Source organism: Monashia sp. NPDC004114 (assembly GCF_053603855.1).
In genome coordinates this window covers 127,676-140,654 of record NZ_JBSGGK010000011.1, presented here as the reverse complement: position 1 = coordinate 140,654, position 12,979 = coordinate 127,676, and the positions used below count along the sequence as shown (strand labels likewise).

At 72.2% G+C, this 12,979-nt stretch carries 10 protein-coding genes and 1 other RNA gene; 7 read left to right on the top strand and 4 right to left on the bottom strand.

What is annotated here, in order from left to right:
- Positions 1–71 precede the first annotated feature (71 nt).
- Together ACWEOW_RS15505 and ffs are read left to right on the top strand one after the other, a co-directional pair.
- Complete coding sequence (locus ACWEOW_RS15505; RefSeq protein ID WP_452270111.1) at positions 72–1,442, top strand: MFS transporter; 1,371 nt, start codon at positions 72–74, stop codon at positions 1,440–1,442.
- Between the two features lie 2 nt (positions 1,443–1,444).
- An RNA gene (ffs, locus tag ACWEOW_RS15500) (signal recognition particle sRNA small type) lies at positions 1,445–1,541 on the top strand.
- Positions 1,542–1,546: 5 nt separating this feature from the next.
- Here the strand turns inward: ffs and ACWEOW_RS15495 are convergent.
- The gene (locus tag ACWEOW_RS15495) at positions 1,547–2,626 is read right to left on the bottom strand and encodes a LacI family DNA-binding transcriptional regulator (protein WP_452270110.1); all 1,080 of its coding nucleotides are present in this window, start codon (positions 2,624–2,626) and stop codon (positions 1,547–1,549) included.
- A 100-nt stretch (positions 2,627–2,726) separates the two neighbouring features.
- Between ACWEOW_RS15495 and ACWEOW_RS15490 the strand changes: the two genes are divergently transcribed.
- Entirely contained in the window at positions 2,727–3,929 is a 1,203-nt protein-coding gene (locus ACWEOW_RS15490) for an MFS transporter (RefSeq protein WP_452270109.1), read from the top strand.
- Positions 3,930–4,014: 85 nt separating this feature from the next.
- Here ACWEOW_RS15490 and ACWEOW_RS15485 read toward each other — a convergent pair whose 3' ends face one another.
- Genes ACWEOW_RS15485 through ACWEOW_RS15475 form a run of 3 tightly spaced genes read right to left on the bottom strand, consistent with a single transcriptional unit; the run spans position 4,015 to position 7,374 of the window.
- Positions 4,015–5,268: a GNAT family N-acetyltransferase gene (locus ACWEOW_RS15485; protein WP_452270108.1), complete on the bottom strand. Its 1,254-nt coding sequence runs from the start codon at positions 5,266–5,268 to the stop codon at positions 4,015–4,017.
- 46 nt (positions 5,269–5,314) lie between these two features.
- Entirely contained in the window at positions 5,315–6,721 is a 1,407-nt protein-coding gene (locus tag ACWEOW_RS15480; RefSeq protein WP_452270107.1) for a hypothetical protein, read from the bottom strand.
- Positions 6,718–7,374, bottom strand: coding sequence for an ABC transporter ATP-binding protein (locus ACWEOW_RS15475; protein WP_452270106.1), 657 nt, complete (start codon positions 7,372–7,374; stop codon positions 6,718–6,720). Before ACWEOW_RS15475 ends, ACWEOW_RS15480 begins: the two co-directional genes overlap by 4 nt.
- A 155-nt stretch (positions 7,375–7,529) precedes the next feature.
- On the opposite strand from ACWEOW_RS15475, the gene ACWEOW_RS15470 reads away from it, so the two are divergent.
- The 4 genes from ACWEOW_RS15470 (at position 7,530) to ACWEOW_RS15455 (ending at position 12,978) form a co-directional block, all read left to right on the top strand.
- Positions 7,530–10,124, top strand: coding sequence for a DNA polymerase III subunit gamma and tau (locus ACWEOW_RS15470; RefSeq protein WP_452270105.1), 2,595 nt, complete (start codon positions 7,530–7,532; stop codon positions 10,122–10,124).
- A gap of 117 nt (positions 10,125–10,241) precedes the next feature.
- On the top strand, positions 10,242–11,000 hold the full coding sequence (locus ACWEOW_RS15465) for a class I SAM-dependent methyltransferase (protein WP_452270104.1): 759 nt from the start codon (positions 10,242–10,244) through the stop codon (positions 10,998–11,000).
- Between the two features lie 76 nt (positions 11,001–11,076).
- Positions 11,077–11,751: a lysophospholipid acyltransferase family protein gene (locus tag ACWEOW_RS15460; protein ID WP_452270103.1), complete on the top strand. Its 675-nt coding sequence runs from the start codon at positions 11,077–11,079 to the stop codon at positions 11,749–11,751.
- Between the two features lie 108 nt (positions 11,752–11,859).
- Positions 11,860–12,978 carry a HoxN/HupN/NixA family nickel/cobalt transporter gene (locus ACWEOW_RS15455; RefSeq protein ID WP_452270102.1) on the top strand — a complete coding sequence of 373 codons (1,119 nt, stop codon included), beginning with the start codon at positions 11,860–11,862 and terminating at the stop codon, positions 12,976–12,978.
- The last annotated feature ends 1 nt before the right edge of the window (position 12,979 follow it).

Genomic DNA, 12,979 nt, shown 5'->3' with positions numbered 1-12,979 from the left:
GGTACCGGAGGACTCGCCCCGTCAAGAAATCCGGGCGACCGATGTCGGTGGGGCCGGGCACACTGCAGCGGGTGACCTCGACCGACCGGCTGCCGACGCCCGACCGCCCACCCCTGCGTTCGTTCTGGCACGACCTGCCCCGCGACGGCAAGCTGCTCATCTCGACCGTGGTCTTCCAGTCGATCGGGACCGGCCTCGTCCTGCCGTTCATGGTCGTCTACCTTCACGAGGTCCGCGGCCTGCCGCTCGAGACGGTCGGCCTGCTGCTGGCCCTGCAGGCCGGCGTCGGCATCGTCATGGTCACCCCAGCCGGCGCACTCATCGACCGCATCGGCGCGCGCCTGGTCTACGTCAGCAGCCTGCTCGCGCTGCTCGTCGCCGACGTCATGCTCGCGCTCGCGACGACGACGCTTCAAGCCGCACTCGCGCTCGTCCTGATGGGCTACGGCTTCGGCATCGTCTGGCCTGCCTCAGGCGCACTGATCGGCAACCTCATCCCGTCGCAGCAGAGGCAACGCTACTTCGGCGTCAACTTCACGCTGCTCAACCTCGGGATCGGCATCGGCGGGATCATCGGCGGCCAGTTCGTCGACGTGCACCGGCCGGGCACGTTCGTGGCGGTCTACCTGCTCGACGCCCTGAGCTACCTGCCCGCCCTCGTCATCCTCCTCGGCCCGCTGCGCCACGCCCGCGACCGCGCGGAGCGACCGGCAGGCCACACCGAGGGCAAGGTCTCGTACCTCACCCTGCTGCGCGACCCTAAGCTGCGCGCGCTGCTGGCGCTCGTCGCGATCGCAGCCCTCGTCAGCTACCCACAGCTCAACGCCGGCATGCCCGCCTACGCCCGCGCCGAAGGACAGATCTCGACCCAGGCGCTGGGATATGCGTTCGCCACCAACACCGTCGTCATCGTGCTGCTCCAGCTGTTCGTGCTGCAGCGCATCGAGGGCAAGCGCCGCACACGTGTGGCGGTCGTGATGGCCCTGACCTGGGCGATCGCCTGGTCGCTGCTCGGGCTCACCTCGCTGGTGCCCGGCACGGTGGCCGCGACGATCATGCTCTGCGCCTGTGCGGGGGTCTTCGGCCTCGGCGAGACGATGCTCCAGCCCACCAGCTCGGCCATGGTCAACGACCTCGCGCCGGACCACCTGCGCGGCCGCTACAACGCGCTGAGCTCGCTGATGTTCTCGGTCGCCTTCGTGGTAGGCCCGGTCGTCGCGAGCTTCCTCATCGGGCACGACCTGGGCATGGTCTACATCGGCTTCCTCATCGGTGCCTGCGGTCTGCTCGCGCTCATCGCCGTCGCGGTCGAGCGGCGACTACCGGCGCACGTCAACGGCATACGGGAGGCCGAGGACGCCCCGACGCAGGGGCCCGAGCCTGCACCCGCAACCGGGACGGGCGGCGGATTTCCGGCTGAGGAACCCAGCGGCATACACTGACGGTCGACACCCCGCGTGGTGGTACCTCGCCGAACTCCCCCAGGGCAGGAATGCAGCAAGGGTAGGTGAGCTCTTCCAGGTACGCGGGGTGTCCCTGTGTCCGCCTACCCGGCGCGCGGCGGGGCCGTGGTGGTGCCAACCCGAAGCGTGACCGGCTGGGTGACGCTCCGGGGGCGCTTGCCGTCGAGGCGCCGACGCACGAGGGTGCCGATGATCCGGCCCTTCTCCCGGCCTTGCTGGTCCATCGTCGTGAGCCGGTGCGGCAGCCACGGCAGGTCGACGCCGTCGAACCCGGTGACGCTGACGTCGGCCGGCACTCGCAGCCCGAGCTCCTCGGCAGCCAGGATCACCCCTGCCGCGATGACATCGGACTGGGCCACGACGGCCGTCGGCCGCTCCCGTCCCGGCACGTCGAGCAGGACCCGACCGGCGATGATGCCCCCCTCGACCGAAGAGCCGTCACCGGTCTGGATCGCGGGGGCCGCCTCGCCGAAGACGTCGCGGAAACCCAGCAGACGCCCGATCGAGGGGACGTTCGCCTCGCCGACCACGATCTCGGCCTCGGGCACCGGGCCCGCGACGCTCGTCGGCAGCATCGGCATCGTCACGTGCGCGACTGCGGTGTGGCCGAGGTCGCGGACGTGCCGCGCGATCGTCGCGGCCGCCCCGCGCTCGTCGATGCGGACCTGCGTCACGCGGCGGTCGCTGGGCGCGCCCGTGCTGAACATGGGTATGCCGCGTGCGGCGAGGTGCTCGACCGCGGGGTTCTCGCCCGGCCCGCACAGTGAGAAGACGACCGCGTCGAGCGCGAGCCCGGCCAGCTGCGGGACGACGGACTCCGGGGCGTCGTCGGGCTGGCCGATGAGCAGCATCCCGGTGGGCACCCGCTCGAGCTCCTCGGCGAGCCCGTCGAGCACGGCGATCGCGAACGGGTCGCGAAAGGCGACCCGGAGCCGTCCCTCGACGAGCACCCCGATGGCGCCCGCCCTGCCCTGGCGTAGCGACGACGCCAGCGGGTTCGGGCCGGTGAACCCGAGGTCCTGCGCGGCGGCCCGAACCCGCTCTGCAGTGGGTCCGGCCACGGGCCCTTTGCCGCTGAACACGAGCGAGGCCGTCGACACGGAGACACCGGCGCGGTCGGCGACGTCGCGCAGGGTCGGTCGGGCTTGACCAAGGGTGGGCATGACAGGCATGCTATCGAAACGATTCGAGTCGAATCGATTCGAGCCACCTGGGCACTCAGTCACGGTCGTGCCCGACCCCGATCCACGAGAGGCTGGAACCATGGCCACCGCCGTCAGCACGCCGCCGACGCAGGCTGTCCGCACCGCGCGGGCGGCCGTGTTCACCGCGTTCGCCGTCAACGGCGCGGCTTTTGCGGCCTTCGCCTCGCGCGTGCCTGACCTCAAGCACGACCTCGGCCTCACCGCCGGCGAGCTCGGTCTCACTCTGCTCGCCGCGTCGGCGGGATCGGTGCTAGGGCTCCCGCTGTCGGGCTGGATCGTGCACCACCTCGGCGCCGCCCGGACCCTCATGGGCGCGGCCATCGTGCAGAGCGCGGGCCTCATCGCCGTGGGGCTCGGTGTCAGTGGGTTCCACAACCGGGCGGTCGTCATGGCCGGCCTGTTCCTCGTCGGCCTCGGCACTGGGGTCTTCGACGTCGGGATGAACCTCGAAGGCGCGTCGGTCGAACGGCTGCTCGGCCACTCGATCATGCCGCGCTTCCATGCGTCGTTCAGCGGTGGAACCGTCGTCAGTGCCCTCGTCGGCGCCGGCCTGTCCGCGCTCCACGTGTCCATCGCCTGGCACCTCGCCGGTGTGGTCCTGCTCCTGCTTGCGGTGACCCCGTGGTTCCTGCGGGCCTTCCTGCCCCGGTCGATCGAGGTCGACGAGCACGGCGCCGAGGTCAAGGAGAAAGCCGGCATCGCCGCTGCCTGGCGCGAGCCGCGGACGCTGCTGATCGGCGTCGTGGTGCTTGCCGCCGCCTTCACCGAGGGCACCGCGAACGACTGGGTCGGCGTCGCACTCTCCGACGGCTACGGCCTGCCGCGCTGGGTCGGGGTGCTCGGCTTCGCGGTCTTCCTCAGCGCGATGACCGCCGGACGGATCTTCGGCACGAGGGTGCTGGACCGGCGCGGGCGGGTGCCGGTGCTGCGGGTGCTGTTCGTCGCCGCCGTGGTGGGCTGCGCGCTCGTGGTGTTCGGTGGACCTGGCCTGGCGTTCCTGGGCGCCGCTGTCTGGGGTGTCGGCGCGAGCCTCGGCTTCCCCGTCGGGATGAGTGCGGCTGCCGACAACCCCCGCCGCGCCGCCGCCCGGATGAGCGTCGTCTCGACGATCGGCTACACGGCCTTCCTCGCCGGGCCGCCCCTGCTCGGCTTCCTCGGCGACCACGTCGGCGTCCTGCACTCGTTGCTCGTCGTCGGCGCGATGGCGATGGTTGCGCTCCTCGCGATCCCCGCCGTCCGCGAGCCCAGCCGCCGCTCCTGACTCCCACCGCGGTTCGAGGTGGTTCGTCACCCGTGAACACCAGACGAGTACGTCGGACCGACGGAGGGCGGGGGCGCTGGGGGCGTCAGAAGTACTCGGTGAGGTGTGGGGTGCAGGCGAAGATCGCGTCCAGCGCGGCGTCCGCGTCCGGGTCGCCGCCGACCACGAGTCCGGCCTGACGCAGGCGTGAGGTCGTCCAGCCGCACCAGAGCGCGGCCAGTCCTCGGGCGCCGACCCGGGCCACGGTGGTCCCGGAGGCCGTCGTGACGGCGGTCTCCATCGCAGCGGCCTCCGGGTCCAGCAGCTCGGCGGTGCCCCAGCCTCGATCCACCGAGAACCTCCACCACCCCGAGTTGCCCGCAGCCTCGGGGTCGCTGACGACGAGGTCGGCCGACGCGGTGAGGCCCGGCGCGAAGCCACGCCCGGCCACCGCTTCGGCGAGGTCGATGACGCGCGCCATCCACGGCATCTGACGCACCTCGACCGCGGGGAGTCCGGGCAGCAGCAGCGCGACCGGATCCCGGGGGTCGAGGTACGTGTGCACCGTCGGCGCCGCAGACGAGCCCGAGGCCACGACTCCCCACAGCGCCAGCGCCGACTCCGGGGTGTCAGCCACGAGGTGCTCGACCGTCACCACCTCGTCGGACAGGTCGTAGACGACGAAGCCGGCGTCCGGTGCGCCGCCGGCATCGGCATCGGCGCCGTCGCCGGAGCCCTCGACGATGTAGCAGGTGAGGTCGGCGCGTTCGAGCATGCTGCGCAAGGCCGCCTCGGACGGGACCATCGGCCCACTCTGGGTATGCCGCACCTGCCCTTCCCGGGCCATGGCGTGCAGGCGTTCGGCGTCCTTCGACCCAGCCGCGCGCAGGGCCAGCCCGCTCGAGGACCGCGCCAGGTCGCGAAGGAGGGCGGCGGCATACGTCGTCCGCGTCTGCACACCGCCGACCTCGAAGCCCGACCGGCGGTAGAGCGACGTGGTGGTCGGGAAGAGACAGGACACGACGTCGCCGAGCTCGCCCATCCGCTCGATGAGCGCGCCCGTCAGCAGCGTCGCCACGCCGCGGCCTCGGGCGGCCGGCTCGACGTACACCCCGGCGACGCCACCCATGGGCAGGAACCGCCCGCCCCAAGCCTGCTCGTACGGGCGGACCCGTCCCGCCCCGACGATGACGTCGGACTCGTCGACGACGACGAGCCACCGCCCGCCGAGCGTCTCGTCGGCGACCTGGCGCCACCAGGTCTGCTCGTCGGTGCGAAGCGGTCCGAACGAGCGGTTGCGCACGGTGAGGATCGCTGGGAGGTCGGCTTCGGTGACGTCGCGCGTCCGGAGGTCGCTCATGACCTCGAACCTAGCCAAGCGGCATACCGTCCCGAGGGGTCCTGGGTCAGGTGCGGTGGAGCATCGTCAGGGTCTGCACCCGGCGCGTGCCCCACCAGAGGAGCCCGAGGGTGACCCACACGCTCGCGCTGAGCAGCGTCTCGTGCCCGTTCTTGGCGAAGAAGGCGACGAGTGAGCCGAGCAGGACGACGGACAGCACGGGCTGGAGATACCAGAACACCAGCATCTGCGGACCGCCGAACGCCTTCGGTGCACCACGGAAGGCCGCCATCAGGTGCCCGGCCACGAGCAGCATGACCGTCGCGACGAGGATCACGACGCCGGTCAGGGAGATGGACGCGACGGGGGTGAGCACGGCGACGCAGGCGGCCAGCGAGAGAACGGTCAGCACGAGCGGCACGACCAGGTGAGCCCCCGCCTCTTCGAGCGCCGCCATGCCGAGCAGCGAAGGGGTGCCGACGTTGTCGGCCTGCAGCCGCAGGCCCTCGGCCCAGGCGCCGAAGCCGAGATAGAGCGGAACGAGCCCGATCGTGACGGCGATGCCGGGTGCGGCGGGCTCGACGGCGCCCCAGGCGACGATGGCGCCGCCGAGCAGGGTCAGGCCGAGCCCGGCCACGAAGCCGGACGGCTGGCGGCGGAGCCCGAGCAGGTCGCGCCGCACCATGACCGGGAACGGCCGCCCGGGACGCAGGCGCGCGCGGCGGGCATGCCGGATCGGGCGCGCCAGGGCGAGGCGAGCCGTGCGCAGGTTGCCGGCGAGCGCCGAGCCGGCGATGGTCGAGGTGTTGGCGGAGTGGGCGCGCAGCGACTCCGCGTGCAGCTCACGCAGGGCGTCGGAGATCCGCCAGAGCAGGCCGATCCCACGGTCCGGCCCCGGCCAGGAACGCACCTGCGACCAGAGCCACACGCGCGACGTGACGAGGCCGAGCAGGAGTCCGACGAGGAGCGCGACCGGGACGGACAGCGCGCCGGTGACCCCGGCGAACGCCAGGCCCGCGCCGAACACCAGCCCCGTCAGCCCGCCGACGAAGACGGCGCCGATCACGGCATACCGCCACCAGCGGCGCACGGACAGCGCACGGTCGATGGGCGCGCTCGCGACGAGGTCGATCCACGGCAGCGGCGGCACGACCGGCCCACGGAACCGCCCGGCCCACCAGGTCGCCGCCAGCAGCACGACGACGGCCGCCCCGATGACCCCGACCGCCGCCGGCGACGTCAGCTGCTCGCGGAGCAGCACACGGTCGGTCGTGCGGAAGACCGCCTGGACGAGCGGGAAGCCGTACGCCAGCGCGCCGACGAACATGACGTATGCCGCATACAGCAGCTGCTGGCGTGCCTTGCGGGCGCGCTCGCCGCCGATGACCCAGTCGGCCTGGCCGAGCAGCTCGTCGTCGTCGACCTCGAGCTGCGCCTCGGGCGCGGGCGACGCGGTGGGCTGCACGTCGGTCATCGCGCGGGCACGACGTCGACGATGTGGTGGGCCACCGCGGCCGTGAGGTCGCGGTCGTGGCAGGCCATGACGACGGTCGAGCCGGCGTCGGTGCGCTCGCGCACGATGGTGGCCACCACCTCGCGCTTGGCGGTGTCGAGCCGCTGCTCCGGCTCGTCGAGGAGCAGCACGGTCGAGGGTCGGCACAGGGTGAGGGCGAGGCGGAAGAGCTGCTCCTGGCCGGACGAGAGCTCGTGCGGGAAGCGGTCGGTGAGCTGCTCGATCCCGAAGCGGCCCAGGAGCGCCAGAGCGCGCGCGTCGGACGAGCTCGGCTCGCCGCCCCACGTCGAGTCGACGAGCACGAGGTGGTCCGCGAGGGTCAGGTCGCGGTAGGTCGTCGGCGGTCCGATCAGCGCCGCCACGGCTGCCCGCACGGCCCGGTCGCGCTCGTCGGCCTCGCGCCCGCCGATCGTGGCCGTCCCGGTGGTCGCCTCGAGCAGGCCGCCGATGATCCGCAGCAGGGTCGTCTTGCCCGAGCCGTTCGGCCCGCGCAGGACGACGCACTCGCCGGGGTCCGCCGACACGGTGGTCGGCTTCAGCAGTGTCGTGGTGTCGATGGTCTTGCTGACCTCGACCGCACGCACCTCACCTGTCAGCACCGCGACCGCACTCATGCGAGCCAAGATATGCGAGTCGGCAGGGCAGCGCCTCAGCGCCCGGCGACCCTGTGGACATCCGGTGCCCGATGTCGATGTCGATGTCCCGCGCGGGCGATGCAGGCACGCGACGGCATTCCGGAGCGTCACCAGCCCCGGTTAGGGTTTCGGGCATGGCCACCGCCCTCTACCGCCGCTACCGGCCGGAGACGTTCGCCGACGTCATCGGGCAGGAGCACGTCACCGAGCCGCTCATGCAGGCGCTGCGCACGGGCCGGGTCAACCACGCCTATCTCTTCAGCGGCCCGCGCGGGTGTGGCAAGACGACGAGTGCGCGCATCCTCGCCCGCTGCCTCAACTGCGATCAGGGTCCGACGCCGACGCCCTGTGGCACCTGCGACTCGTGTGTCGCGCTCGCGCGTGGTGGATCGGGCAGCGTCGACGTCATCGAGATCGACGCGGCCAGCCACGGCGGTGTCGACGACGCGCGTGACCTGCGTGAGCGGGCGAGCTATGGCCCGGCCCAGAGCCGCTACAAGATCTACATCATCGACGAAGCCCACATGGTCACCCCGCAGGGCTTCAACGCCCTGCTCAAGATCGTCGAGGAGCCGCCGGAGCACGTGAAGTTCGTGTTCGCGACGACCGAGCCGGAGAAGGTCATCGGCACGATCCGCTCGCGCACGCACCACTACCCGTTCCGGCTCGTCCCACCGGCGAAGCTGTCGGCCTACATGGAGCGGCTGCTCGAGCAGGAGGGGGTGCCGGCGGCGCCGGGCGTGCTGTCGTTCGTGACCCGGGCGGGCGGTGGGTCGGTGCGTGACTCGCTGTCCGTGCTCGACCAGCTCATCGCCGGCTCCGGGCCGGAGGGGCTGACCTACGACGGTGCCGTGTCGCTGCTCGGCTTCACCGACGGCGAGCTGCTCGACGCGACCGTCGACGCCCTGGCGGCCGCCGACAGCGCGGCGACGTTCCGGCAGATCGACAAGGTCATCGAGTCCGGGCACGACCCGCGCCGGTTCATCGAGGACCTCCTGGAGCGCCTGCGCGACCTCATCATCGTCGCCGCGGTGCAGGAGGGCGCGGCGCAGGTGCTGCGTGGCGTCCCCGAGGACCAGCTCGAGCGCATGCGCGTCCAGCAGGCGGCCTTCGGCCCGGGGGCCCTCTCGCGCGCGGCCGACATCGTCAACACCGGCCTCACCGAGATGACCGGGGCGACGGCGCCCCGCATGCAGCTCGAGCTGATCTGCGCTCGCATCCTGCTTCCGGCCTCGTCAGGGGAGCAGGGGTATGCCGCGCGTCTCGACCGCCTCGAGCGTCGCCTCGACGTGGGCGGGGTGCCGAGCGCCTCCGGCGGCGCGGCCGGACCTGCCGGTATGCCGCTGAGCGCACCTCCCGGGCCGCCGCCGGTCCCCGCATCTGCGCCTCCGGGGCCGATGGCCGGGGTGGGTTCGGATGGGTCCGGACCTGCCGCGGCGGGCGCGACCACTGCGGGTGGCGTGTCCGCGCCGCCGCGCACCGTCTCGGACTACTCGGCGCCGTCTCGGGCAGCGGCCGGCCCGGCGGGGCATGACGCTGGTCCGAGTGAGCCGGCGGGACCATCGCACGGCTCGTCTCGAGGGGCGGGCGGGATGGGTGGCAGCCGGTCTGCTGACATCCGGCACGTCGTCGGGGCCCCCGACCCCGGCCCGATCGCCCGAGCCGACGCTGCCCGGGCGGAGGCGGGTGCTCCGCCGGTCGTACCGCCCGCCGAGTCGGTCGGCGGGCCTTCGGCGTCCCGGGCCGGTCCCGGCACCGGACAGGCTGATGCGTCGCCGGAGGCCGGACCCGCGCGCCCGGCGGGTGGTGGCATGGACACGGACGCCATCCGCCGCGCCTGGCCCAACGTCCTCGGCCGGATCTTCACGATGCGACGCCTCACCTGGACGTTCGTCTCGCAGAACGCGCAGGTCACCGCGTTCGACGGCCAGACCCTGACCCTCGGCATCGCGACGGCCGGCCTGACGCAGACGTTCCGCGCGGGCAACCACGCCGAGGTCGTGCGACAGGCACTCATCGACGAGCTCGGTGTCGACGCCATCGTCAACGGCGTGCACGTCGACGACGTGGCGCAGCAGGCGCCCGTGGCTCCGCCTCCTGGCACGGTCCAACCGGCTGGGGAGGCCGACCCGCCCCGGGCCACCGGCGCGATCGGGCACGACGGCGGAACCGGGCGCGACGGCGGGTCTTCACGGCAGTCATGGGGTGATGCCGGCGCGGGTCATGATCCCGGCGCGTCACCGGTCCCTTCAGGTGGCGCTCTCACCGACGCCGGACTGACTGCCGCGGCCGCGCGCTCGCACTATGACAACGCCGGCTGGGGCAGCGCGTCCGGGCCGGCCCCCGACTGGGCCACGGGCTCGGCTCCGGACGCTGAGGCCCCTGCTGGTTCGGCCTCGAGCGACAGCCCCGCCGGCGAAACCGCCTCTGCCGCAGCGGGACCGGTTGCTGGTTCGCGCCAGTCGCCGGCACGCGCGACCGGCAGCCCGACGGGCAGCCCGACCGCCGCAGCGAAGCGGGGCGCAAAGGCTGTCCGCGAGTCGATCGCGCAGGCCCGCACCGGAGCGGCGACCGGTCAGCCGGGCGCCGAGCCACGCGCTGCCGCCGAGCTCACCGACGACTCAGCGGTCAGCGCCGACGACGAGGACATCGAGGTGTCGGGCGACGTCGGGCGCGCAGTGGTCGAGCGGGTTCTCGGCGGCCGGGTCATCCAGGAGCTCGACGACTGACCGCCGCCTGAGGGACGGTCGAGCCGTTGCAGCCTCGAGGGTGTGGGCAGCCCGGCGCACCGGCGAATAACACGCATTCGCCGATGAGGTCGCCCGCGCGGCAGTAGTTTTCCTGATGTGACCTTCGAGGTTGCGGCGGACGCCTACAACCGATTCATGGGGCGCTACTCGGGGCCGCTTGCCACACGGTTCGCCGACTGGGCCAAGGTGGCCCCGGGCGGACGGGCCCTCGATGTCGGTTGCGGTCCCGGGGCGCTGACGCGTGTCCTCGTCGAGCGGCTCGGCGTCGACGGGGTGTCCGCGGTCGACCCGTCGCACCAGTTCCTTGCCGCGCTGCGGCGTACGTTCCCGACACTCGACGTGCAGTCGGGCCTGGCGGAGCAGCTGCCTTACCCCGACGACCTGTTCGACCACACCCTGGCCCAGCTCGTCGTCCACTTCATGCAGGACCCGGTGCGCGGGCTCCGGGAGATGGGCCGGGTCACCCGGCCGGGCGGCACCGTTGCGGCGTGCGTCTGGGACCTCGCGGGCGAGGGCGCACCGCTCAGCGTGTTCTGGAGGGCGGCCCGCCAGCTCGACCCCGACGTGGTCGACGAGTCGTCGCTGCCCGGGGTGCACGAGGGGGAGCTGCTCCGACTCTTCGACGAGGCGGGGCTCACGCACATCGAGGACACCCTCCTGACCGTGACGGTGCGTCACGCCACCTTCGACGAGTGGTGGGAGCCGTACACGCTCGGAGTCGGTCCTGCCGGAGACTTCGTCCACAACCTCGATGCAGGCGGGCAAGAGCGGTTGCGGGAGCTCTGCCGCGCGCTGCTGCCCGAGCCGCCGTTCTACATCCTCGCGTCCGCGTGGGCCGTCCGGGCCCGGGCGTGACCGCCCACGGTGCATGTGTCCGATGCATCACTGACGCGACCACCCCTCGCGCGCTGTCGGCCCTAGGCTGTGGCCCATGCTGAACAGCCTTGGGCGGTCCGTCCTGTACCCGCTCTCCCATGCGCTGTACCGCCCGAGGATCGAAGGCAAGGAGAACGTGCCTCGCGACGGCGGCGTCATCGTCGCGAGCAACCACCGGTCCTTCATCGACTCCTTCGCGATCCCGCTCGCCTCGCCGCGCGGGGTCCGGTTCCTTGCCAAGGAGGAGTACTGGCAGGGCAAAGGCATCGGCGGCTTCCTGCGAAGGGGCTTCTTCACCGGTGTGGGCATGGTCCCGGTCAACCGCCACTCGCCGACCGCGGCACAGGAGAGTCTCGACGCCGCACTCGAGGTGCTGCGTGCCGGCGACGCGTTCGGCATCTACCCCGAGGGCACCCGGTCTCGCGACGGCCGGCTCTACCGCGGTCGCACCGGCGTCGCCTGGCTGGCGCTGACCGCGAACGTGCCGATCGTGCCGGTCGGCCTGATCGGCACCGAGGACATCCAGCCGGTCGGATCGAGCTTCCCGAGGATCGCCAAGGTGACGGTGCGTTTCGGCACGCCGATCGGCGTCGAGGAGTATGCCGGTATGCCGGCCGGCAAGGCGCGTCGCCTCCTGACCGACCGCGTCATGGAGGCCATCGCGGAGCTGTCCGGCCAGGAGCGTGTCGACGAGTACAACGAGGTGCCGAGCGGCGAGCCCTCCGCCTGACCCGGTGGCCCTGGGAGGGCGCGGACCAGGCGCGGCAGGAAGTCCGGTACGAAATCGATACGGGCCGCACCATTGCAGATGCGACTCAGTCGCATCTAGCGTGGACTCGTGAGCCTCACCGACATCGCGGCCGACACCAACACGGCTTCCCGTCCGCCCCTGCGGGCACGCATCGGCGCCGCCGAGCGCCGCAGCCTCCTCGGCATGGGGTCGTTCGTCCTGCTGCTGCACGTCGTCGGCTGGGGCGTGCTCGCCGGAGTCGTCGCGCCGCACGGGTACCAGGTCGCCGGCCAGGTGTTCGGTGTGGGACTCGGCCTCACGGCATACACCCTGGGGATGCGACATGCGTTCGACGCCGACCACATCGCGGCCATCGACAACACGACGCGCAAGCTGATGTCCGACGGGCAGCGCCCGATGAGCGTCGGGTTCTGGTTCAGCCTCGGCCACTCGTCGGTCGTGTTCGCCATGGTGATGCTGCTCGCGTTCGGCATCCGCGCGCTCGCCGGGGCGCTCGAAGACGACCACTCGACCCTCCAGCAGGTCACGGGGGTGTGGGGCACCTCGGTCTCGGGCATCTTCCTCGTGGCGATCGGCCTGGTGAACCTCGTCGCGCTGACCGGCATCGTGCGGGTGCTGCGGCGGATGCGCGCCGGGCACTTCGACGAGGCCGAGCTCGAGCGTCAGCTCGACAACCGCGGCTTCCTCAACCGGATCCTCGGCCGTGTCACCCGAGCCGTGCGCAAACCGTGGCACATGTACCCCGTCGGCCTGCTGTTCGGGCTCGGCTTCGACACCGTCACCGAGGTGGGGCTGCTCGTCATGGCCGGCGGCGCGGCCGCGGCCGACCTGCCGTGGTATGCCGTGGTGACCCTCCCCGTGCTCTTCGCGGCCGGCATGTCGCTGCTGGACACGATCGACGGGTCGTTCATGAACGTCGCCTACGGGTGGGCGTTCGCCAAGCCGGTCCGCAAGATCTACTACAACCTCACCGTGACCTCGCTGTCGGTCGCCGTGGCGCTGGTCATCGGCGTGGTCGAGCTGGTGTCCGTGCTGTCCGGGCGGTTCGGCATCGAGTCCGGGCCGCTGGCCTGGATCGGGTCGGTCGACCTCGCCGACGCAGGGTTCTGGATCGTGGGGCTGTTCGTCGTGACCTGGGTGGTGTCGATCGCGATCTGGCGGTGGGGCCGGATCGAGGAGCGCTGGTCGACCGCGCTCACGGACTGAC